Origin of the sequence: Agromyces protaetiae (assembly GCF_030866785.1) — a bacterium.
Lineage (GTDB): Bacteria > Actinomycetota > Actinomycetes > Actinomycetales > Microbacteriaceae > Agromyces > Agromyces silvae.
On record NZ_CP133018.1, the window covers coordinates 3,756,410 to 3,778,720 of the forward strand.

Below are 22,311 nucleotides of genomic sequence, written 5' to 3' on the forward strand. Positions count from 1 at the left end.
GGTGCACGACTCATCGCCGTCCGAGCTCGCCCACCGCCTCCTGGACATCGCCTATGACCTCACCGCGGCGTCGGGGCCGGCTGCCGTGTCACTTCGCGACGTGCAACGTCGAGCAGGGGTGTCCGCCGCGACGGCGTACTGGCACTACAAGGACCGTGCGGACCTCCTGCTCGCGGTGAGCCGCCGAGCCACCGCTGCACTCGCGGATGCCCTGGTCGATGCGATCGCCAGCCGAGCGGGCACTGACGAGTCGGACCTCTCGGCGGTGTGTTTCGGCTACCTGCAGTTCGCGCGTGACCATCGGGGCCTCTTCCAGGCGGTCGTCCTGAATTCCTCGATCGAGGAGCTCATGCACCCTGCGGACTCCGCCCGCGGGAGGGCGGGGCTGGCGGCGTTCGAGGTCTTGCAACGGGCCGTCGCGGACTTCGGGCAAGGCAAGGGGGCTGGATCCGGCACCGTCACCGAGACGCACGCCGACACCGGCGAGACCTCGATCCATGTGTGGGCGGCGTGCCACGGGATGGCGATGCTGCTGATCGACACGCCCATGGCGACGCTGCCCGAGGAGGAGCAGGAGCGCCTGCGGCACCAGCACGTGCGCTTCGTCCTGAACTCCGTCTCCTGAGGCGTCGCGGCCTGCCGAACCGGCTGGAACTCTGCCTGGTCACCCTCTAATTTAGCAGTGCTAAACTCGGCCGAGGCGTCGCCCGACGCCGTGATCGCGTTCGAAGGAGATCCGGATGACCGTGCACCTCAGCCACCCCGACGGCCTGCTCCAGCAGTCCGACTATGCGCCAGTCGCTCTGGCGACCGGAACACGCCTGCTGCTGCTCGCCGGACAGGCCTCGGTGACACCCGCGGGCGAGCCGACCGCGGCCGATCTCGCGGGCCAGGTCCATTCCGCACTCCAGAACGTCGCGACCGGAGTCACGGGCGCCGGCGGCGACGTCAGCGACATCGCACGAATGACGTTCTACGTCGTCGGCTGGACGCAGGACATGGCAAGCGACCTCTGGGAGGGCGCGTCACGCGCTCAAGAATCCGAAGGCTTCAGCTCGCCATTGCCGCCCATCACCGTGATCGGCGTTCAGGCGCTGTGGACCCCCGAGCTCCTCGTGGAGATCGAAGCCACAGCCGTCCTGAACTGACCCGACGATCGAGCCACCCTCGGGGTGCTCACCAGCCGAGGAGGCTGACCACCCCGAGGGCGGCCGCGGCGACCAAGCCCGTCCAGAGCACGATGGCCACCGCCTGCCACAGGATGACCCACCCCTTCTTCACGCCGGAGGCGACGAAGAACGCGGCGGTCAGCTGCGTGGGAAGCACCCACGGGGCCAGGATGCTGGCACCTGGGACGCCGAACCGCACCATCCAGGCACCCAGCTTCCTGCGCCCCTTGGACCGGCGAGTCTCCTTGGCGTCGCCGGACGGTTCGCCCGCGGGGCGATCCTCGGTCATGGTCGCCGTTCCGGCGTCGGCGCTCGCCTCGGTACCGACCTCGGCGCCGGCCTTCGCGTCGGCGGCTCTGGCGGCACGACGGGCGACGACCGATTCCCGCACCTTCGAGCTGAGCAGCACGACCAGGATCACGCTCAGCAGGTTGCCCGCAATGCCCGCCAGCGCCGCCACGATGGGATTGATGCCGACGAGGATGCCCAGCGCGGCCGAGCCCTCACCCTCGACATAGGGGATCATGCCGAGACCGGCCACGATCAGCGGCTGAACGACCTCGGGCAATTGATCTACGAAGTTCTGAAGACCTTCGTACGGACTGGACATGGGTTTCCCTTTCTCGATTCGATCTCTCTGAACGAAGTCGAGTAAAAACCATGTTCTTAGAACAGAGTCAAGTCATTCAGGAAACCGGTACGACGTGAAGCCCGGGCGAGGGCAGCGGCCACGAGGTCGGCCTTGACCGTGTGCCTGGAACATGGTGTGTGCTGCTCGTCATGCATCGCCGACACCCCACCGAATCCTCGCGTCCCACCTCGTCCGAGCACCGCAGAACATTGCGGCGCACGATCTGGGGCGCCGTCATCGCGGCGGTGGCCGCGATAGCTGCAGTCGCGATCGTGGTCGTCGGGATCACGGGCACGGACTCGCCGGCGCCTTCAGCGACGGCTTCGGCGACGCCGGACATCGAGCAGCTGGCCGGACCGCTCGCGTCGCAGACGCTCGACTGGCACGCATGCGACTTCTCCGACCCGATCACGGCGCCCCTCCCTGACGTCGACGTATCGAACGTCGAGTGCGCGACGGTACAGGTGCCCAGGGACTGGCACGACAGCACCTCGCCGGCGACCTGGGACGTGGAGATCTCACAGGCCCGCAACGTCGAGGCCGGCGCCGAGAGCGCCACGACGCTGTTCTTGCACCCCGGTGGCCCGTTCAGCGGGCTGTCCTTCGCGGCCACCACGCAGCACGCGACGCCCGAGCTGCGGCCGACGACGAACTACGTGAGCTTCGACCAGCGCGGTCTCGGACAGTCGAGCAGCGTGGTGTGCGAGTACGAGTACGACGCAGCCGGGGGTGCGGCCGCCGACGCGCGTGCGGCCGGGGAGGCGTGCTCGCAGCACGCAGACTTCGCCACCATGACGAGCGAGCAGATCGCGTACGACATGGACCTCATCCGGCACCTGCTGGGAGCCGAGACCGTGTCGTACCTCGGCTACTCCTATGGCACGTGGCTCGGGACGTGGTTCGGCAACCTGTTCGCCGAGAACATCGACCGGATGGTCCTGGACTCGGTGATCGACGGCTCGAGTCCGACCTACGAGAAGAGTTTCACGGACCAGTCCCGCGCCATCGACCGGCACTTCGAGATCCACATGATGAACTGGCTCGCGCGGAACGACGCCGTCTACGGCCTGGGCACCGACCCCGAGGCGATCCTCGACCGGTACTTCGAGGCGACGGCCGGCACCGAGGCCGACGATGCCGCGTATCTCGTGTGGTCCGCGACCGGCGCCGTCACCGCGTTCAACAAGAACGTGCTGTACCCGATCGCGGGTGAGGTGGTGGTCCAGCTCATCGCGGACGGGGAGTCGGGACTGCCGGGGACCGCGCCGGAACGCGCGGTCCGGACGATCGAGCGGATGGATACCGCCGTCCTGCCCGAGGCCGACCGGCCCGCCGTCCTGGCAGCGGTCGAGACCTCGACCACTCAACCCGTGGCGGATCCCGAGACTGGACTCGTCGAGTCGAGCCTCCCGAGCGCCTTCGACTACTCCCGATGCGCCGACGGGCAATGGACCCAGGGCTCGTCGTACTGGGCGGAGGCCAACGAACAGACCGCGGAAGCCTCGCCGCTGGCTGCCCAGCTGCGCCGCGTCGACACGGCGCCGATGTGCGCGTTCTGGCCGACCGAGGTCAAGATGCCTCCGATCGCGAGCAACTTCCCGGCGACGATCGTGGTGCAGAGCGAGCTCGATGCGCTCACGCCGTGGGAGCAGGGACGCGACCTGGTGGCGGCGCTTCCCGACGCCACCTCGCTCGTGGTCGACAATGAAGGCGTCCACGGCGTGTTCCCCTACAACACCGCCGAGGTGGACGAGCCGTTGATCGAGTTCCTGCTCGGCGGCGAGCGTCCATCCGGGACGATCGTCGCCCCCGCGAAACCGCTCCCGCTCGAGCAGAGGACGTTCGAGTCCTGGGCGCCGCTGCGCGGCGACGCGGAACACGACGGACCCGCGGTGGTCGACCCGGCGACTCCGGCGGAGACCGCCGTGATCATCGACCCCGCGACGTGAGACGCCGGCGGCGCCGGGGGCCCGCCCATGGCCGTGCGGAAGCAGTGGTGTGCTCGGGACCACGGTCGCGTGCGAGGGCGAGCAGACTTGACCGTGTGGTGGGGACACAGTGTGTGCTGCTCCTCATGCATCGTTCCGATCAGCTCCAGCCACGACCTGTTCCCCGCCGCCGGCCCGGCGGCCGGCCACTCGGCCGACTGCCCCTGATCGCCGCCGTCGCAGCCCTCACCGCCGTCCTGGCGGCGTGCACCGCGCCCGGCGGCGTGCCCGCCGACGACCCGCGCAATCGGCCGATCGACCGATTCGACACCCAGGAGCTCGCCTGGGAGGGATGCGAGGACTACGCCACCACCGCGCAGGACGACGAGGTCTTCGCGGCGGTGCCCACCGCGGAATGCGCCCGCCTCGAAGTACCCATGGACTACGCCGACCGTGAGGGCGCCACCGCCTCGGTGGCGGTCGTTCGTATCCCGGCGCGCGGCGAGTCGCTTGGGCCGCTGCTGTTCAATCCGGGCGGCCCTGGCGGATCCGGGCTGATCGGTACCGTCGCGGCATCCGCACTCATGTCGGAGAGCGCCATCACCGAGCGGTTCGACCTCGTAGGGTTCGACCCGCGGGGCGTCGGCGCGACCGAGCCCGCCGTGGACTGTCGCCTCACCGATGACTCGCCCGAGGCCGCAGCGCTGCTGCAGCAGCTCGGCTCCGTCACGCCGTCGTTGACCGAGGCCGACACGACGGCCCTCGCCGAGCGGTGCGCCGACGGTTCGGGAGGTATGGACGCGCTCGCGCACGTGGGCACACGCACCACCGCGAACGACATGGACGTCCTCCGCGAGGCACTCGGCGAGGACGAGCTGAACTTCCTCGGGCAGAGCTACGGCACCCGCCTCGGCGCCGTCTACGCCGAGCAGTTCCCGAACCGCGTCCGCGCCATGGTGCTCGACGGCGCATTCGACCCCGACCTGAGCTCGCAGGATCGTCTGCTGGCCTCGTACGTCGGCTTCCAGAGCGCATTCGACGCCATGGCTGCGGCGTGCGCCGCCGAGGCGGACTGCCCGCTGGGAACCGACCCAGCCGGATGGACCCCGACGCTGCAATCCATCATCCAGCCGCTCGGTGCGAACCCGGTCCCGGCCGCGGACACCGAGCTCGACTTCAACCTGGCCATCAGCGGGGTCATGGCCGGCCTGTACCTCCCTGAGCTCTGGCCGCTGATCGCCGACGGCCTCCGCGAGGTGCAGCAGGGACGTGGTGACCAGCTGCTCGCGCTGGCGAACGGGCTGGGCGGGGTCTCGGCGGACGGCGAGAGCTCGAACCAGGTGGATGCCTCCCTCGCGATCAACTGCGTCGATGAGGATCTGCTCACACCGGACGAGCTCGTCGAACTCCGCACCGACACCTTCGCGCAGGTCCCGATCATGGACCCGGGCGCACCAGCCGACGGGCCGCTGCGCGACAAGTGCGCCGACTTCCCGGCGCATGGCGAGCTCGGGATCCCCTACGCACAGGACATCGAAGGGCTGCCCGGCACACTCGTCATCTCCATCACGGGCGACCCCACGACCCCGCACGCGAACGGCATCGCGCTCGCCGAGACGCTCGGGAGCACACTCCTGACCGTCGAGGGCGGCGGCCACACGGTCGTCGCACGGGGAGCCAGCGCATGCGTCGACGAGATCGCCGCGACCTATCTCATCGATCTCGAGTTGCCCGACGAGGCCCCGACGTGCACGCTGTGACCGGCTCCGCTACTTGCGTGCCTCCTCCGCGCTACTTGCGTGCCTCCTCTGCGCCCGAGAGGCGCTGCGCGATCGCGATCGGGATGATCGACACCAGGACGAGCACCACGGCGATCACCGACACGACGGGCGCCTGATTCGGCCGGAACATGTTGTTCAGGATGAAGATCGGCAGCGTCGTCACCCCCGAGCCCGCGGTGAACGTCGTCACGATGATCTCGTCGAAGCTCAGCGCGAACGCGAGCAGTCCGCCCGCGAGCAGCGCCGACCGCAGCTGCGGGAACGTCACCAGCCGGAACGTCGTCCACACCCCGGCCCCGAGATCCGCCGACGCCTCCTCGAGGCTCGTGCCGAGCCGGCGCAGCCGCGCGATCACATTGTTGAACACGGTCACGATGCAGAACGTGGCGTGTGCGATCACGACCGTCCAGATCGACAGCGGCACGCCCATGATCGTGCGGAAGAAGTTGTTCAGCGCGATGCCCGTGATGATGCCCGGCAACGCGATCGGCAGGATCACGAGCAGGCTGATCGCATCGCGCCCGAAGAACGCGAACCGCTGCAGCGCGAGCGAGATGAGCGTCCCGAGCACGAGCGAGATGGCGGTCGCGATGAGCGCCACCACGACGCTCGTCGCGACCGCCTCCATGGCCCCCTGGCTCTGGAACGCGCGCGCCCACCACTCGAGCGTGAACCCCGGCGGCGGCCAGGTCAGCGAGGTCGAGGTCGAGAACGAGTTCACGAGCACCACGACCAGCGGCACATAGACGACGACCAGGATCAGGCCGGTCACGACACCGAGTGTGATCCGGGCAGCTCTGCTCAGACGCATCCGTCGCTCCTGTCTGCCGGTCTAGAGGTTGTCGAGCGCGCCCGTGCGACGCACCAGGAAGAGGTACCCGAAGATGATCGCGATCGGGATGAGCGCGATCGCCGCCGCGAGCGGCAGGTTGTTCGCCGCGCCGACGTTCGTGTAGACGAGGTTGCCGAGCATCTGGCTCGTGCCGCCCACGATGTTCACCGTGATGTAGTCGCCGAGCGACAGCGAGAAGCTGAAGATGGTGCCCGCGATGACGGCCGGCAGCGCGAGCGGCCAGACGACATGGCGCAGCGTCGGCCAGGTGCGTCCACCGAGGTCGGCGGATGCCTCGAGCAGCGAGTCGGGCACCCGCTCGAGCCCGGCGTAGATCGGCAGGATCACGTACGGCAGCCACAGGTACGACAGCGTGATGATCGTCGCGGGCAGCCCGTAGCCGGGCGTCGACCCGCCGAACGGCGCGACGAGCCACTCGAGGATGCCGTCCTGCGAGAGCACCGACCGCCACGCGTACGCCTTCACGAGGTACGACGCCCACAGCGGCGTGAGCACCATGATCACGAGCACGCGCCGCATGCGCGGCGACGCGACCTTCGCCATGAAGAACGCGATCGGCAGCGCGAGCGCGACGTCGATGAGCGTCACGGCGAGCGCGACGCCCACGGTGCGCAGCGTCACCGTCTGGTAGAGCGACCCCGTGACGACCTCGACGATGTTGTCGAGCGTGAACTCGGTCGTGATCTCGCCCGTGAAGGTGTCGACCGACCAGAACGCGGTGACCAGCAGCAGCACGAGCGCCACGATGTACACGAGGCCCAGCCAGAACAGCGGCGCAGCGAGCAGCAGTGTGAGCCGGAGTCGCGGATGTCTCGCGAGGAATGCCGAGCCCGCCCTCGCCGGCGAGCGGCGAGGGCGAGGGCGAGTCTGCACGGGCGCCGATCCGGGAGTCGGTGCCGTCCGGGTCTCGGTCATCAGCCCTTGATCTGCTGCCAGGCGTCGGTCCACGCCGAGTAGTCGGTGCAGGTCACGTCGGTGCGGCCGTCGATGCAGTCCTCGATCGGCGTCGTCCAGTACCAGATGTTCTCGGCGTACGCGGCGTCCCCGGCGTGGTACGCCTCGCAGTCGCTACGGAACTCGCAGGCCTCGTCGTTGGACGGCGCCTCGCCGAAGTACTCCGTCGCCGCGCCGTTCGCCTCGGGGCTCGCGATGTAGTCGAGCCAGGCGTACGCGCAGTTCGGGCTCTCGGTGCCCGACGAGATCATCCAGGTGTCGGACCATCCGGTGACGCCCTCTTCGGGGACGGTGACCGCGGTCGCCGCACCCTGCGACTCGAGCACGTTCTGGATGACCTGCCAGCTCGTGCCGACGACCGTGTCGCCGGTCGTGAACGCCTGGATCTCCTTGAGGTAGTCGGACCAGTACTCGCCGATGTTCTCGCGCTGCTGCTGCAGCACCTCGACCGCGGCGGCCAGCTGCTCCTCGTCGAGCGCGTACGGGTTCTCGATGCCGAGGTCGGGCTCTGTCGCCATGAGGTACATGGCGGCGTCCGCGATGTAGATCGGCGAGTCGTACGCGGTCACCTTGCCCGCGTACGGCGCCGACTCGTCGAACACGACGCTCCAGCTCGTGGGCGCCTCGGGGAACGTCTCGGTGCTGTACATGAGCAGGTTCGCGCCGTAGCCGTGCGGCACCCCGTAGTTCACATCGTCCACGGTGTTCCACGCCTTGTTCTTCAGGAACGGGTAGATGTTCTCGTAGTTCGGGATCAGGTCCATGTTGACCGGCTGGACGTCGCCCGCGGCGACGAGCCGCAGCGAGGCGTCGCCCGACGCCGAGACGACGTCATAGTCGCCCGTCTTCATGAGGTTCACGGCCTCGTCGGAGGTGCCGAAGGTCTTCACGGTGACCTCGCAGCCGGTCTCCTCTTCGAAGGGCGTGACCCAGTCGACCTCGGGGTCGTTCGAGCCGTCTTCGGCGTAGCCCGGCCAGGCGAGCACCGACAGGCTGCCCTCCATGTCGCCGAGCTCGGTCATCGCCTCCTCGGTCGAGCTGGTGCTGGTGCCCGACGTGCCGCAGGCCGCGAGCACGGCGACCGCGGCGATCGCGAGTCCGGCGCCCGCGCCGCGGCGGGCGCTGCGTGTTCTCATCATGGTGTTCTCCTCCACTCACCCCGCGACGGCGGGGATGGCCTCCAGCCCGAGCGGCACGACGTCGTCGTCGTGCCAGGAGACGACGACGCGGTCGCCGCGTTCGTCGTCGTGCAGGCGGTCGCGGTCGTTCTGCTCGAGCACGGTCACCCGGGTGCCGGCGTCGAGGTCGACGACGAGACGGATGCCGCTGCCGAGGTAGATCGCCTCGACCACGGTGCCCGGCGCATTGCGCACGCCCTCACCGGTCAGCCCCGCGCTCGTGACGGTCATCTTCTCGGGCCGTACGGAGTGGTGGCCGGCCCGGCCGAGCAGCGCCTGCGAGTGCTCGTGCCCGAAGAGGTTCGAGGTGCCGACGAAGTCGGCGACGAAGCGCGAGGCGGGGCGTTCGTAAAGCTCAGCCGGGGTGCCGAGCTGCTCGATGCGGCCGGCGTTGAAGACCGCGATGCGATCAGAGAGCGTCAGCGCCTCCTCCTGATCGTGCGTGACGAAGATGAACGTGATGCCGAGGTCGCGCTGGATCTGCTTCAGCTCGACCTGCATCTGCTCGCGGAGCTTCAGGTCGAGCGCGCCGAGCGGCTCGTCGAGCAGCAGCACCTTGGGCTGCACGACGGTGGCCCGCGCGAGCGCGACGCGCTGGCGCTGCCCGCCGCTCAGTTGCGAGGGCTTGCGGCCGCCGAGCTGTTCGAGCCGCACGCTCGCGAGCGCGCGCGTCGCGCGCTCCCTGCGCCCGGCGCGGCCGACGCCGCGCACGCGCAGCCCGTACGCGACGTTCTCGAGCACGTTCATGTGCGGGAAGAGCGCGTAGTCCTGGAAGACGGTGTTCACGTCCCGCTCGAACGGGGCGCGCGACGTGACGTCGCGGCCGAAGAGCTCGATCGTGCCGGCCGTCGGCTGTTCGAACCCGGCGATGAGGCGCAGCACCGTGGTCTTGCCCGAGCCCGACGGCCCCAGCATCGAGAAGAACTCGCCGGCCGCGATCTCGAGGTCGACGCCGTCGACCGCGGTGACCGGGCCGAACTCCTTGGTGAGCCCGGTGAGGCGGATGGCGGGCTGGGTGGGTTCGATGGGCGGCATCGGCGGCATGGCTGCTCCCTCCGGGCGCAGCGTCGCACCCGCACTTGAAATCATATGGTTCCAGATGTCTTCGTCCATAGCCCCGTGTTACGGTCGTGTCACAGATCCTCACGCTGCCCCCGGGAGGTACCGATGCCGCACGCGACGGGCCGCGCCGACGCGGCCCACGCGGTCGTCTTCTCGCCGCTCGACGGCGCCGGGCGAGCCGTGCTCGTCGAGCAGCGGCTGACCGACGCGATCGTCGCGGGCGTGCTGCACGACGGCGAACGCCTGCCGAGCGAGTCGGCCCTCGCGCGGAGTCTGGGGGTCGCGGTCGTCACCGCCCGCGAGGCCCTCGAAGCCCTGCGCGACAAAGGACTCGTGCTCACCCGCCGCGGCCGCGACGGCGGCAGCTTCGTGACCTACGACCGTGACGTCTCGACCCGAATGATCGACGAGCGCGTGCACGCCCTCAGTCGCATCGAGCTGCGCGACCTGTCACTGCACGTGGCCGCGATCGCGGGCATGGCCGCCGAGGTCGCCGCCGACCGCGCGAGCGACGACGACGTGCAGAGCCTCGTCGACATCGACGCGCGCGCCGACCTCAGCACGCCGGGCGGCGCGCGCCGCGCGGCCGGGCGCTTCCAGCTCGAGGTCGCCGCGCTCAGCCAGTCGCCGCGGCTCGTGCACGAGGAGCTGCGGCTGCAGGCGGACGCCGGCCCCCTGCTCTGGCTGTGCCTGCGCGATGAGGACTATCGTGACCGCAGCAGGACGATGCGACTCGAGGTCATCGACGCGATCCGGGCGGTCGACCCCGCGGCCGCACGCCGCGCCACGACCGACCACATCCAGCAGGCCGTCGAGTGGCTCATCGACGAGAAAGCGCGGATCGAGGCATCCGCACCGCCCACCCGGAAGGAGTGAGGCCATGACCGTCACCGTCGACGTCGCCGCCTTGCAGGTCGCGAGCCGGATCGCTTCGACCATCGACCCCGTGTTCGCGACCGTCGACGCCTGGCGCGACGCGCTCGCGGCACGGCTCACCGGCGACCCCGAACCGCTCGCGCGCGAGCTCGACCCCGCGGTGGAACGCCTCGTGCACGACGACCTCGCCCACCCGGGCGGGCTCATCACGGGCGCCGGATTCGTGGCCGCACCCGGGTACCTCGCGGACGCGCCGTGGCACCTCGCCTGGTGGCTCGGCAGCGCCGCAGCGCTCTCCCTCGCCGGGGGCACGGGATTCAACGCGGGCACCGGCGTGCGCCGGCTGATCGCGGTGAGCGACCCCGACTCCGAGCAGTTCCGGGACTACACGACGCTGGAGTGGTGGCGGGTGCCCGCACGCACCGGCACCCGCCACCTGACGGGCCCCTATGTCGACTACCTCTGCACCGACGACTACACCGTGACGATCACGACGCCCGTGACGGTCGGCGACGAGCTGGTCGGCCTCGTCGGCGTCGACCTCTATGTGGCGAAGCTCGAGGAGGAGCTGCTGCCCGTGCTCGCGGAGTCGGCGCGGGCGTGCACCCTCGTGAACGCCTCCGGCCGGATCGTGCTGTCGACCGACCCGCACCGGGCGACGGGCGCACTGCTGCGGCTCGACGGGTTGCCCGAGTCGCTTGCGCTGCTGCGCGGCGTCGAGGGCACGGATGCCGCCGGCGCTGCCGCGCCGACCGTGCTGCCCGACGGTGCGGTCGTGGTGCCGTGCGGCGACACGTCGCTCGCGCTGGTGCTGTGACCTCGCCGCTGTGACGGGCGCGCGACGAGTCGTCGGGAATCGTGCGCAACACGCCGGCACGCCGCGCCCGCACACGGCGTGTCGCACAGAACTCCCGACGACTGGTCACGGCGAGGTCGGCGGTCGATGCGGACGCATGCCGCCCAGACGACGTCGGCCCGAGCGAGGCGCGCGACCAGTCGTCGGGAATCGTGCGCGACACGCCGGCACGCCGCGCCCGCACACGGCGTGTCGCACAGAACTCCCGACGACTGGTCTGGCGCCCGCCGGCGGTCGATGCGGACGCATGCCGCCCAGACCGCATCAGCGCACGGATGGCGTGCGACGAGTCGTCGGGATTCGTGCGCGACACGCCGGCACGCCGCGCCCGCAGACGGCGTGTCGCACAGAACTCCCGACGACTGGTCACGGCGCGGCCGCCGGCGGGTCAGCGCAGGGCGGCGCCGGGGGTGAGCACGAGTTCGGCGATCGCGGGGTCGGCACCGAGGGCGACGAGTCGGTCGCGGTAGGCGCGCCGCGCGCGGCGGTGCGGCAGGTCGTCGTCGTGGATGACCGACATGAGGTTCATCCACTCGAACGTGCCCTGGAGCTCGAACGCGAGCTGGTCGGGGTCGTCGAGGCCGGGGAGCTCGCCCTGCTCGACGCCGTACCTGGCCGACGCCGCGAGGTAACCGAGCCAACGGTCGAGCTGCAGCGCGATCGCGTCGCGCACGACGCCCGGCTTCGCGTGGAAGTCGGCGGCGGACGCCGAGAAGAAGCAGCCGCCGGGGAAGACACGGCCCTCGGAGTACGCGACCACCCGGTCGAGGAGCGCGACCAGGCGGCGGATGCCTCGGGGTTGCACCCTGGCCGGCTCGACGACGGTCTCGGCGAAACGCGCGGCCGCGGTCTCGACCGCCGCGAGCTGGAGCCGTTCCTTGGTGCCGAAGAGGGTCGCGACGCTCGACTTGCTGAGGCTCGCGGCGCCCGCGATGCGGGCGATCGAGAGTTGGTCGAGGCCTTCCAGTGAGGCGAGATCGACCGCGTGCGCGAGGATCGCTCGGCGCGAGGCATCCCCGCGGGCCCGGCGGCCGTCGACCGCGATCTCACTCATGTCTTCAGTTTACGCACGATCGTGCGTATAGTTGCCGTACGACCGTTCGTATTTCTTTCTCGGGAGTGACCCATGCACCCCATCGCCACCGTCACCGCGGTCGCGGCCGCGCGCGCCGCCGATCGCGTCTCCCCGGCCGCCGCTGCGCGGCTCACGCTGCCGCTGTTCATGAGCTCCCGCCCACGGCGGCCGGTGCGTCCGCACGAACGCGCCGTGCACGAGCAGGCTCGCCGCTCGAGCATCCGGGTGCGCGGTCGCGACCTCGCGGTCTTCGAGTGGGGGCAGGGCGCCGACACCGTTCTGCTCGCGCACGGGTGGCGTGGGCGGGCGGCGCAGTTCGCGCCCATCGTCCGGGAGCTGCGCGCCGAGGGATTCCGGCTCGTGGCGTTCGACGCACCCGCGAACGGCGACTCCGAGGGGCGGCGCACCGACATTCGGGACTGGCTCGCCGCGATGGAGGCGCTGCAGTCGCGGCACGGCCGCTTCCACACGATCGTCGGCCACTCGTTCGGCTCGCTCGCGGCGCTCACCGCCGCGCGCGAAGGGGTGACGACGGGCGGCGTGGTCGCGATCGCTGGCATGTCCAGCGCGCGCTACCTCGTCGACGCGTTCGGCGAGCGCGTCGGCCTCGGCTCGGCGTCCCGCGACGCACTCGGGCGATCGTTCGCGCGCCGGGTGCGGCAGCCATCCGCCTCGACGGCCGCCGACGATGCGGCGGCCGTCTGGCGCCGGTTCGACGTCGCCGAGCTCCCGCTCCCGGCCGAGGTGCCGCTGCTCGTCGTCCACGACCGCGGCGACCGCGAGGTCTCGGTGTCCGAGGCCGAGCGCGTGCACGCCGCCCACGGCGAACGCTCGCGCTACGTGCTCTCGAGCGGCTCGGGACACACCCGCGTGCTCGGCGCCGACGCGACGCTCGACGCCGTCGTCGCGTTCACGACCGGCGGCCTCGCGGCCGTCGATGCGGCCGGGCTCGGATCGCGCGACACGGTCGCCGGCTGACCGCGCGCAGGACGCTCGCCTCCTGCACCGGTGCTCGCGTGCCGCGCGCATTGGCCGCCGCACACGGAGGCCGTGGCCCGGCGGCGAGCGCCGCCCGGCCGCCCGGGCGTCAGCCGGTTGGCGCGGTGAGCATGAGCAGGGTGTGCGCGAGGGCGTGGCGGGTCGTAGCCCAGTGTGCCGGTGAGCACTGCGGCGCGCGCCTCCTGCACCGGTGCTCGCATGTCGCGCGCGCATTGGCCGCCGCACACGGAGGCCGTGGCCCGGCGGCGAGCGCCGCGCGTCCGATCGGGCGTCAGCCGGGGGGCTCGGCGAGCGTGAGCAGGGTGCGCGCGAGGGTGTAGCGCGTGCGGCCCCGGGTCGTGCGCGGGTCGTAGCCGAGGGTGTCGGTGAGTGCTGCGGCGCGCGCCTGCACGCTCGAGTGGTGCATACCGAGCTGCGCGGCGGCGGCGCGCACGCTGCCGACGTCCGCGAGCGCGTCGAGCACCCGACGCGAACGGTCGTCGAGCGCGGCGAGTGCGGCGGCGTCCGGGTGAAGCGCCGGAGCGGCGTCGGCCGCCTCGGCGAACAGCAGCAGCGCGCCGAGATCGGCGGCGTCGACGACGGGCTCGGCCGTGCTCGCGATGCGCAGCGCGACGAGCGCCGACGCCCAGGATTCGGGGAGCCGGTCGGGCGGCAGGGCGAGACCGAGACCCGCGGACGATGAGCCGATCCATGGGGTCGAGGCACCGGCCGGGCTCACCACAGCACGCGCGAGGCCGTGCGCCGTCGCGACGATCGCGCTCGGTGCGGCATATGGAAAGGGCTCCCCGGCGGGAAGCGCGTCGGCGCGGAGCGCCGCACCCCCGTCGAGCCGGAGGCGGGCCAGTGCCGTGGCTCGCTCATCGGCCGCGGCATGCGGGTTCACCGCGACCTCGACGACCGCGGACGCATCACCCGTTCGGCGCGCGGACGTGAGGTCGACGGCGATCGCGAGTCGCTCGAGGACCATCGCGTCGTTGGCGTGCGGCTCGCCGGCGCGTTCGATCCAGACGACGCCGTCGTCGCCGACGCGGCGGGAGGAGGCGGATGCGGGCACGTGGGTCCGCGCGCGCGAGCCGACCCCGGGCACTGCGCCGCCTTCCGCGGCCGACCCGCCGGCGGCGCCTGGATCCGCGGTCGGCGGGAACGTGGCCGAGGCATCCGTCTCATGGAGGGGCAGACGCGCGCCGTCCGGGCCGATGCGGGAGCTGCGGGCCGGCGAGGCAAAGCCGACGGGTGCGCCACTGAGCGCCGCGGCACCGCGGAGCAGCGCCTCGACGCCGACGCCGCCGGCGACGAGCGTGTCGAAGTAGGAGATGACCTTCAGCGACTCGCTCGCCTCGGGGTCGAGGGCGGTCAGCCGCCCGACGAGTTCCTTCATGCCCGGCTCCATCGCGTTCGTGACGTGCACGCTGACCGCATGCTACCGGCCGTGGCGGACGCCGATCCGCTCCGGCGGGCCCGGTCGCGACGGTTCCGCCGACCGCGGGAGACAGGCGGACCCGCGGCCGGCGGAGCTCGAATGCGACGCGGGTGCGGCGTCGCGCATCAGACGGTGCGCATCAGACGGTGCGCATCAGACGCGACGCATCACACGGCGCGTCAGACGTCTCGCGTCAGACGTCTCGCGTCAGACGCCGAGGACGCGGGCCAGCCAGCTCGCGCGGGCGGCGAGCGCGGCCTGCGACACGGCCGCCTGCGGCGCGAGTCCCTCGAAGCCGTGGAAGCCGCCCGCCCACACGTGCAGCTCGGCCTGCACGCCCGCGGACCAGAGCGCGGTCGCGTAGGCGACGTCCTCATCCCGGAACACCTCGGCGCTGCCGCAGTCGATGTAGGCGGGCGGGAGTCCCGAGAGGTCGGTGGCACGAGCCGGGGCCGCGTAGATCGACACGTCGTCGGTGCCGCGGCGGTCGCCGAGCAACGCCGTCCAGCCGGTGAGGTTCGACGCCCGGTCCCAGACGCCGATGCCGTCGATCTGCACCGTGGACACCGAGGCGTCCCGGTCGTCGATCATCGGGCACATGAGCAGCTGTCCGGCGAGCGCCGGCCCGCTGCGGTCGCGTGCGAGGAGCGCGGTGCCGGCCGCAAGCCCGCCGCCCGCACTGCCGCCCGCGATGATCAAGCGGTCGGCATCGATGCCGAGTTCGGCGGCGTGCTCGCCGGTCCACACGAGGCCGGCGTAGCAGTCCTCGACCGGGTACGGGTCGGGGAACTCGGGGGCGAGACGGTACTCGACCGTCACGACGACCGCGTTGTGCTGCTCGATCAGGTCGAGGAACCCGGTCACCCCCATCCAGCGATCGCCGATGATCATGCCGCCGCCGTGCGTGTGGAAGATGCCCGGACCCGTGCCCGTGCGACCGCGACGGTGCACGACCGTCACCACGATCTCGTCGCCGCCGTACCCCTCGATCGTCACATCGCGGTACTCGATGCCGCGCTCGTCGAGCAACGCGGGAACCTCCGCGCCGGTCATGCCGGCGCGGAGCGCCGGGATCAGGTCGGCGGTGAACGTCCGCGGCAGTTGTTCGTGGATGAGCTCGAGGGCGGCCGCGAGCTCGGGGTCGAACGGCGGCCGGATCAGCGTGTCGGTCATGTGAACTCCATCGTTCGGGGCCACCTCATTGTGGCCTGTGAAGCTCATCCTGACGGAGCGCGCAGGCGAGGGCGTCCGCCGTCCGTGCCACGTTCCGGCCAGCTCGACCGCCGGATGGCGGGTCGGGTCGGGCCAGGCGTGGCCGACGGCTCGCGGCGCGCGGCCCGGGGCCCGGGGCCCGGATCAGCGGCACGGATCAGCGGAAGAAGACGTTCGCGGGCCGGGTGTAGAGCAGCGCGATGCCGATGCCGGCGAGCAGCGCCGAGATCGCCGCCGACCAGAGCGTGAACGGCGAGAAGAGGAGGAAGAAGGCCGACAGCAGGTTCAGCACGAACACGATCGTCACGACGATCCGCGCGGCGTTCGAACCGCGGAAGAGCCCGAGGCTCACGACGATGGTGACGATGCCGATGATGAGCGCCCACACCCCCGCCGCGAAGTTGTCGCCGCCGGGGAACATCTGGATCACCCCGCCGAGGATGTTCAGCGCTCCCGAGATCCAGGCGATCACCGCGACCACGGTGACGCCGACCGGACGTTGACCTGCCATGACCCATCTCCTTCGTCGGGCGGGACCCTCGGGTGGCCCCGACAGCACTCACGGTATCGATCCGGAGGCCACAGGGCCAGCTTCGTGTGGGGTCACGGGACGCGGACGTATTCCGAGACGGTCATGCGGGCGAACGGTTCGGTGCCGGCGAGCCGGTACCCGGCCTCCGCCATGACCTCCGGGTCGATCGGCGTCACGCGCTGCTCGTCGCCACCGCGTGGAACCCCCGTGGCGTCGATCGCCCAGACCGTCGGGGCGTCGAGGTCGTGCGCGACCGCTGCGAGCGGGGCGACCTCGTCCCAGAGTCCGGGCAGGGCGTCGTACGGCGTCGTGAGCTGGGCATCGACGAGGCCGGCGAAGGCGTCGGGGTAGAGCCGGAGGGCGAGCCGGGGCTCTCGGGAGCGCCGGTCGGCGAGGCCGAAGACGACGGCGTCCCCGGGGCGTGCGTGCTCCCGGACGTACACCGCCACGGCGCGGAAGTCGGCGCCGCCGTCCTTCGCCAGCTCGGTGCGCTGCGCCAGATACTCGGGCGCGGCGGCCAGGGCGAAGAGGGCGAGCAGCGACGCGATGACGAACGTCGCGACGGCGTGCCGCGCGGGCGCGAGAGGCGCGGATCTCGGACCCGCCGAGATGGCGAGGCGGGGTGGGGCATCGTGATCGTCTGAGCCGAGCGCCCGGCGCGAGACATCCGGATCGTCTGAGCCGAGCGCGCTGGGCGAGGCATCCGCCCCACTCGACCCGAGCGCCCGGCGCGAGGCATCCGTCCCGCTCGACGCTCGCGCCCGGCGCGACGCATCCGATCTCGCGAGGAGCGGCGCGAGCCACAGCGCGAGCCAGAGCGCGACGCGTTCGACGCCGAGCGCGACCAGCAGCACGACCGCGGGGACGCAGAAGGCGACGTAGCGGGGGCTGTACGACTTGGTGATCACGACATCGACGAGGAGCAGCGCCGCGGTCGGCAGCACGACCCATGCGAGGACGGGCCAGAGCCCGGGCGGAGCCGCGACCCGGCCCCGGCGAGCCGCCGCGAGCGTCGCGACCACGCCGGTGAGCGCGAGGATCCAGCCGGCCACCGCGACGCCGGGAGACACGAACCACTGCGTGACGAGCACGTGCTCGGGTCGCGCCCAGTCGCGGAGCGCGAGGTAGCCGAGCTGATCCTTCTGCGTGAAGGCGAGCACGACGAACGGCAGGGTGAGCGCCAGCGCCAGCGCCGTCCCGGCGACCCATCCGCGAATGACCGCGCGTGCGGGGCGCGGCCGCTGTGCGGCGAGCGCGACGGCGTGCACGAACACGAGGAGCGCGAGGTGAAGGAACAGCACGATCGCGGCCGCGAGCCCGAGGGCGTACAGGCCCCACCGCCAGCGGCCCGCACGCTCCCGGCGGATGAGCGCGACGAACGCGATTGTGAGCCAGACCGCGGCCGCGGCCGCGAGCGCGTACGAGCGCGCCTCGACGGCGAGGTACGTCGTGCGCGGGAGGACCGCGCAGAGGACGCCCGCGATCAGACCAGCGCGCGCGCCGAACCAGCGGGTGCCGAGGACCACCGTCCCGGCCGCGAGCAGACCGACGGCGATCGAGCTCAGCGCCCGCGTCGACCACTCACTCGGGCCCAACAGGTCGATCCAGATGTGCAGCAGCGCGTAGTAGAGGCCGTGGACGACATCGACCTCGCCGAGCATCGCGACGAGGCTCGGCCAGGAGCGTTCGGCCGACATGACGCTCGCGGCCTCGTCGCCCCAGTACGACGGGACGCCCGCGCCCGCGTAGCCGACGGCTGCTGCGGCGAGGCCGACCAGGGCGGCGATCCAGGCGGTGCGGCGGGCGCGGGGCGCGCGGGGCGCGCGGACGGGGTGCATGGCGGCACGCGGCGACGGATGCGGCTCGAGCGGCACCGGGTCGCCGGGCAGGGCCGGGTCATCCGGCGGAGCCGAGCGAGGCGACGAGGTCACCCTGGCAGGATACTGAGCATTGCTCTGTTTCGGATGCCTCGGCGGCGGTGTCGCGCATGGGGCACCGGCGAGGCATCCGTTCAGGGCGTTCGCCCGAGCCGGAATGGCGGCGCGCAGACCGTGGGACCGAGGCATCCGCTGCCGCGAGTCGCATCCTGCCGACCCGACGCCAGCGCGGCCGCGCGAGGGCCGGGGTCAGGTGCGGTCAGTTGCCGGCGGCGCCGGCCTCGGTGACACCGACGTCGGTGCGGTGGAAGTTCTGGAACGAGCGCGACGCCGTCGGCCCACGCTGACCCTGGTAGCGGCTCGAGTAATCGGCGGAGCCGTACGGGCGCTCGGCGGGCGACGACAGCCGGAAGAAGCACATCTGGCCGATCTTCATGCCGGGCCAGAGCTTGATCGGCAAGGTCGCGACGTTCGACAGCTCGAGCGTGACGTGCCCGGTGAACCCGGGGTCGATGAACCCCGCCGTCGAGTGCGTGAGCAGGCCGAGCCGGCCGAGCGAGCTCTTGCCCTCGAGTCGCGCGGCGACGTCGTCGGGAAGGGTGACCGCCTCATACGTCGACGCCAGCACGAACTCGCCCGGGTGCAGGATGAACGCCTCGTCGGGCCGCACCTCGATGAGATGCGTGAGCTCGGGCTGATCTTCGGCGGGATCGATGAAGGGGTACTTGTGGTTGTCGAACAGCCGGAAGTACCGGTCGAGCCGCACGTCGATCGACGACGGCTGGATCATGCCCGGTTCGTACGGGTCGAGCTGGATGCGCTCGCGGTCGAGCTCGGCACGGATGTCGCGGTCGGAGAGCAGCACGCGAACAGCCTAGCGAGACGCGGGCGACGGGCGCTGCGCGCCGGGTGCCCGCTGGGGAGAACTCGCACGGCGGCGGCCGTGTGAGTTGCTAGCATGGTGGATGCGGTGCCCGTGAGGCGCCGCATGGCGCCGCCGCCAGGCGGCCCTGCCGATGTAGTTCAATGGTAGAACTTCTGCTTCCCAAGCAGACAGCGCGGGTTCGATTCCCGTCATCGGCTCTCTTGAAAAATCCCCTGGTCAATAGGCTTTTTTGTCGCGCCATTTTCGGCCATCCCTGCGGACGAGCATGGGCGAGCCCGCTTGGTGGCTATTTAATGCACATAAATTCCAGCATCCATCCTCATCCCCAGCGGCGCATCCGGCCTAGCCGCAGTACTCGAAATATGTTACGTTTCTTGCGCTTAGGAGGGAACTGACCATGAGTAACGCCGGTTCAGCACTCACGCCGGAAACATACGAAGCCGCCGACGGCGCGGGCATCGCTCGCGTTCACGACTTCCTCGCTGCACACGAAGCCACGGGCCGCGACCGCCCCGCGCCTCGCTACCTTCTTGCCGGTGCCGAACCGGGCGACCAGGTTGAACTGCCCGAGGAGGTCTACCTGGTACTTCGCCAGGCAGTGGAGGCCATGCAGCGCGGGCTCTCGGTTACCATCTCCCCGATCTCGAAGACGTTGACGACCCAGCAGGCAGCTGAATTACTCGGGGTCAGCCGACCGACGGTCATCAAGTTCCTCAACGAGGGGCAGATTCCCTTCGAACGGGTCGGCACTCACCGCAGGGTCACGCTCAGCGACCTGCTCGAGTTCCGCAAGGCTCGGCGCGAGGAGCAGTATGCCGCGCTCAGCGCACTGTCGAGCGACGTCGATGAAGACACACCATTGGAAGCGATCCTCGGCGAACTCAAGACTGCGCGGCGGGCCGTCGCGGCGCGGCGCCGAAACGACGCGGACGCAAGCTGACATTCTCGAGGAATGTTCATCGCTCTCCTCGACACGAGCGTGCTCTGGCCGAGCCTGCAGCGAGATTTCCTGCTCTCACTCGCGTTCGAACAGATCTACCGGCCGATCTGGAGCAGCGCCATTCTTGACGAGCTCGAGTACCACGAGGCTCGCAAACTCCAGAATCGCTACGGCCTTCCATCACGATTGGCCGAAGAGCGCGCCGCCCGGCTTGTCGGACGGATGAGATCCGCATTCGTCGATGCCGAGATCGCAGGCTGGGAGCCACTCGAGGGCACGTACGGCCTGCCCGACCCGGATGACGAGCACGTCGTCGCGGCCGCACAGATCGCGGGCGCCGGGGTCATCGTCACCTCGAACCTGAAGGATTTCCCCGTGGCGCGACTCCCGAACGGCATCAGCGCCGTTCCGCCGCATCAATTCGCGCTCGACGCCGTGAATATCAGTCCCGAACGCGCCCTCGTGGCCCTCACCGAAATCGCCACCCGGAGCGGGAACTCCGGCCCCGCACTCTCACGCCAAGAGGTCATACAGAGACTCGAAGCGCGCTACGGAATGTCCGAGGCAATGCTCCTTGTCCGGCAGGAACTGGCAATCGGGGAGCCGCACAGTCACACCTAGCCAGCCAAGCACGCCGAGGGTGATCACCGCCAACCGACCGGACGCTCCGAACAACCGCCAAGCTCGCCGACGACAGCCGGCAGAAAAAAGCCCCGCCAGTCCCAGAGGACGGCGGGGAGTTATAGATTTATAGTATACGAATTTTCGAGCTCCCTCGCGCCTCCGGCACATTGGGCCCATGCGAGGCACCGCGAGGGCACAACCCCCACGGCGACGGACCTTCAAGCCAGCCGCGCAAAGCGTGACCGCCACGATGCCAGACGTGTTCATCTTCCTCGACTTCCCTCCGCGCAGTCGTCGGGACTGTGGCGTTCATGCCGCCGAGGACTCGCGGACGATGAGTTCGGGAGCGAGGATGCAGTCTTCACGGGGGGCATCCTCGTCCGTGATCTGGTCGAGGAGGACGCGCGCGGCGATGGCGCCCATCTCGACGCTCTGCTGGCGCACCGAAGACAAGGGAATCGCGGCGGCCTCCGCCCAGGGAATGTCGTCATACCCAACGACGGCGATGTCGTCCGGGATCCGTATTCCTTCACGAAGCATCGCGTGCATCACCTCAATCGCGAGCACGTCGTTGCTCACGACGAATCCTTCGGGACGCTCCGCTCGCGGCAACGCGAGAATCCGCTCGACCACCGACGCTCCTGAGCTCGGCGCTGGGCCGCCCGAGTACCACACTCCGAGTGAGTTCGGGTCGAGGCCGTGGACGCGGAAAGCCGTCTTCGCACCGGCAATGCGGTCTGCGATCTGCGGGACGACAGCCGGCGTGCTCAGGAAATCTACACGTTGACGCCCGCTCGAGAGCAGATGCGCTGTCGCCAGGCATCCGCCCGCGACATGGTCCGTACGCACGGCCGAGTAGGTATCAGATGGGGGTCGCGCGTCCACGAGTACGGTCGGGATGCCCCTCGTTCGAAGACGAGCGAGCGCTAGTGAGACGTCGCCGACGGGAGAGGCGAGCAGGCCATGCACCCGCATCGAGTCGAACGACCCGAGGTAGGCGTTCTCGCGGCTGGCATCGCCATGGGCACTCGCGATGAGCGGAAATCTCCCCTCCGCCCACACCACCTCGCCAGCCCCTCGTGAGATCTCAGTGAAAAAGGGATTGCCGGAATCGGGGACCAGGAGGACGACGGTCCGACTGGTTCCGCTACGCAGATGGCGCGCGGCCTCGTTCCGAACGAATCCGAGCTCGTGGACGGACTCGAGCACACGCGCCCGTAACTCGGGTGCCACTGTCGCCAAGTCGTTGACCACATTTGAGACTGTGCCGAGGCCCACCGCAGCGTGACGAGCCACGTCTTTCATACTCGCCGTGCGCTTCGCGGTCGTTCGCACCACGTCCATGAACGCCGCCCTCCAGGAGATCCTTTGTCAACGTTTCGGCACAGCGAGGTTCGCTCGATGCGATCGTGACCACACACACACCCACACCTCCGAGTCCGCCGCGCATCCACTCGA

At 70.5% G+C, this 22,311-nt stretch carries 21 protein-coding genes and 1 tRNA gene; 10 read left to right on the plus strand and 12 right to left on the minus strand.

What is annotated here, in order from left to right; genetic code table 11:
* Window position 1: 1 nt before the first annotated feature.
* The gene (locus QU602_RS17175) at window positions 2–625 is read left to right on the plus strand and encodes a TetR/AcrR family transcriptional regulator (RefSeq protein ID WP_308797669.1); all 624 of its coding nucleotides are present in this window, start codon (window positions 2–4) and stop codon (window positions 623–625) included.
* Window positions 626–740: 115 nt separating this feature from the next.
* On the plus strand, window positions 741–1,148 hold the full coding sequence (locus tag QU602_RS17180; protein ID WP_308797670.1) for a RidA family protein: 408 nt from the start codon (window positions 741–743) through the stop codon (window positions 1,146–1,148).
* 28 nt (window positions 1,149–1,176) lie between these two features.
* Here QU602_RS17180 and QU602_RS17185 read toward each other — a convergent pair whose 3' ends face one another.
* Complete coding sequence (locus QU602_RS17185; protein WP_308797671.1) at window positions 1,177–1,779, minus strand: small multidrug efflux protein; 603 nt, start codon at window positions 1,777–1,779, stop codon at window positions 1,177–1,179.
* 230 nt (window positions 1,780–2,009) lie between these two features.
* Between QU602_RS17185 and QU602_RS17190 the strand changes: the two genes are divergently transcribed.
* Complete coding sequence (locus QU602_RS17190; protein WP_308797672.1) at window positions 2,010–3,749, plus strand: alpha/beta hydrolase; 1,740 nt, start codon at window positions 2,010–2,012, stop codon at window positions 3,747–3,749.
* Between the two features lie 125 nt (window positions 3,750–3,874).
* On the plus strand, window positions 3,875–5,488 hold the full coding sequence (locus QU602_RS17195; protein WP_308797673.1) for an alpha/beta fold hydrolase: 1,614 nt from the start codon (window positions 3,875–3,877) through the stop codon (window positions 5,486–5,488).
* A gap of 31 nt (window positions 5,489–5,519) precedes the next feature.
* On the opposite strand, the gene QU602_RS17200 is transcribed toward QU602_RS17195, so the two are convergent.
* The 4 genes from QU602_RS17200 to QU602_RS17215 are packed head-to-tail and all read right to left on the minus strand — an operon-like array spanning window position 5,520 to window position 9,607.
* The gene (locus QU602_RS17200) at window positions 5,520–6,320 is read right to left on the minus strand and encodes an ABC transporter permease (RefSeq protein WP_308797674.1); all 801 of its coding nucleotides are present in this window, start codon (window positions 6,318–6,320) and stop codon (window positions 5,520–5,522) included.
* 21 nt (window positions 6,321–6,341) lie between these two features.
* Window positions 6,342–7,277 carry an ABC transporter permease gene (locus QU602_RS17205; RefSeq protein ID WP_308797675.1) on the minus strand — a complete coding sequence of 312 codons (936 nt, stop codon included), beginning with the start codon at window positions 7,275–7,277 and terminating at the stop codon, window positions 6,342–6,344.
* Window positions 7,277–8,455 carry an ABC transporter substrate-binding protein gene (locus QU602_RS17210; protein ID WP_308797676.1) on the minus strand — a complete coding sequence of 393 codons (1,179 nt, stop codon included), beginning with the start codon at window positions 8,453–8,455 and terminating at the stop codon, window positions 7,277–7,279. Before QU602_RS17210 ends, QU602_RS17205 begins: the two co-directional genes overlap by 1 nt.
* Before the next feature lie 15 nt (window positions 8,456–8,470).
* Complete coding sequence (locus tag QU602_RS17215; protein ID WP_457851469.1) at window positions 8,471–9,607, minus strand: ABC transporter ATP-binding protein; 1,137 nt, start codon at window positions 9,605–9,607, stop codon at window positions 8,471–8,473.
* A 54-nt stretch (window positions 9,608–9,661) separates the two neighbouring features.
* Here QU602_RS17215 and QU602_RS17220 point away from each other — a divergent pair, with 54 nt between their 5' ends.
* Window positions 9,662–10,432, plus strand: coding sequence for a FadR/GntR family transcriptional regulator (locus tag QU602_RS17220; RefSeq protein ID WP_308797677.1), 771 nt, complete (start codon window positions 9,662–9,664; stop codon window positions 10,430–10,432).
* Window positions 10,433–10,436: 4 nt separating this feature from the next.
* Window positions 10,437–11,249, plus strand: coding sequence for a PDC sensor domain-containing protein (locus QU602_RS17225; RefSeq protein WP_308797678.1), 813 nt, complete (start codon window positions 10,437–10,439; stop codon window positions 11,247–11,249).
* Between the two features lie 427 nt (window positions 11,250–11,676).
* Here QU602_RS17225 and QU602_RS17230 read toward each other — a convergent pair whose 3' ends face one another.
* Window positions 11,677–12,342, minus strand: coding sequence for a TetR/AcrR family transcriptional regulator (locus QU602_RS17230; protein ID WP_308797679.1), 666 nt, complete (start codon window positions 12,340–12,342; stop codon window positions 11,677–11,679).
* 72 nt (window positions 12,343–12,414) lie between these two features.
* On the opposite strand from QU602_RS17230, the gene QU602_RS17235 reads away from it, so the two are divergent.
* The gene (locus tag QU602_RS17235; RefSeq protein ID WP_308797680.1) at window positions 12,415–13,341 is read left to right on the plus strand and encodes an alpha/beta fold hydrolase; all 927 of its coding nucleotides are present in this window, start codon (window positions 12,415–12,417) and stop codon (window positions 13,339–13,341) included.
* A gap of 292 nt (window positions 13,342–13,633) precedes the next feature.
* Here the strand turns inward: QU602_RS17235 and QU602_RS17240 are convergent, their stop codons facing one another.
* The 5 genes from QU602_RS17240 to dcd all read right to left on the minus strand — a co-directional run bounded on the left by QU602_RS17240 (window position 13,634) and on the right by dcd (window position 19,268).
* A complete protein-coding gene (locus tag QU602_RS17240) occupies window positions 13,634–14,770 on the minus strand; it encodes a helix-turn-helix domain-containing protein (protein WP_308797681.1) in 1,137 nt (378 codons plus the stop codon).
* Between the two features lie 219 nt (window positions 14,771–14,989).
* Window positions 14,990–15,955 carry an alpha/beta hydrolase gene (locus tag QU602_RS17245; protein WP_308797682.1) on the minus strand — a complete coding sequence of 322 codons (966 nt, stop codon included), beginning with the start codon at window positions 15,953–15,955 and terminating at the stop codon, window positions 14,990–14,992.
* A 196-nt stretch (window positions 15,956–16,151) separates the two neighbouring features.
* On the minus strand, window positions 16,152–16,505 hold the full coding sequence (locus QU602_RS17250) for a hypothetical protein (RefSeq protein ID WP_308797683.1): 354 nt from the start codon (window positions 16,503–16,505) through the stop codon (window positions 16,152–16,154).
* A gap of 92 nt (window positions 16,506–16,597) precedes the next feature.
* Complete coding sequence (locus QU602_RS17255) at window positions 16,598–18,457, minus strand: glycosyltransferase family 39 protein (protein WP_308797684.1); 1,860 nt, start codon at window positions 18,455–18,457, stop codon at window positions 16,598–16,600.
* Between the two features lie 205 nt (window positions 18,458–18,662).
* Window positions 18,663–19,268: a dCTP deaminase gene (gene dcd, locus QU602_RS17260; RefSeq protein ID WP_308797685.1), complete on the minus strand. Its 606-nt coding sequence runs from the start codon at window positions 19,266–19,268 to the stop codon at window positions 18,663–18,665.
* Between the two features lie 147 nt (window positions 19,269–19,415).
* Here dcd and QU602_RS17265 point away from each other — a divergent pair.
* The 3 genes from QU602_RS17265 to QU602_RS17275 all read left to right on the plus strand — a co-directional run bounded on the left by QU602_RS17265 (window position 19,416) and on the right by QU602_RS17275 (window position 20,850).
* Window positions 19,416–19,486 (plus strand) — tRNA-Gly (locus QU602_RS17265).
* 200 nt (window positions 19,487–19,686) lie between these two features.
* The gene (locus tag QU602_RS17270; RefSeq protein WP_308797686.1) at window positions 19,687–20,229 is read left to right on the plus strand and encodes a helix-turn-helix domain-containing protein; all 543 of its coding nucleotides are present in this window, start codon (window positions 19,687–19,689) and stop codon (window positions 20,227–20,229) included.
* A 12-nt stretch (window positions 20,230–20,241) separates the two neighbouring features.
* Window positions 20,242–20,850, plus strand: coding sequence for a PIN domain-containing protein (locus QU602_RS17275; protein ID WP_308797687.1), 609 nt, complete (start codon window positions 20,242–20,244; stop codon window positions 20,848–20,850).
* A gap of 312 nt (window positions 20,851–21,162) precedes the next feature.
* Here the strand turns inward: QU602_RS17275 and QU602_RS17280 are convergent, their stop codons facing one another.
* Complete coding sequence (locus tag QU602_RS17280) at window positions 21,163–22,197, minus strand: LacI family DNA-binding transcriptional regulator (protein WP_308797688.1); 1,035 nt, start codon at window positions 22,195–22,197, stop codon at window positions 21,163–21,165.
* Between the last annotated feature and the right edge of the window lie 114 nt (window positions 22,198–22,311).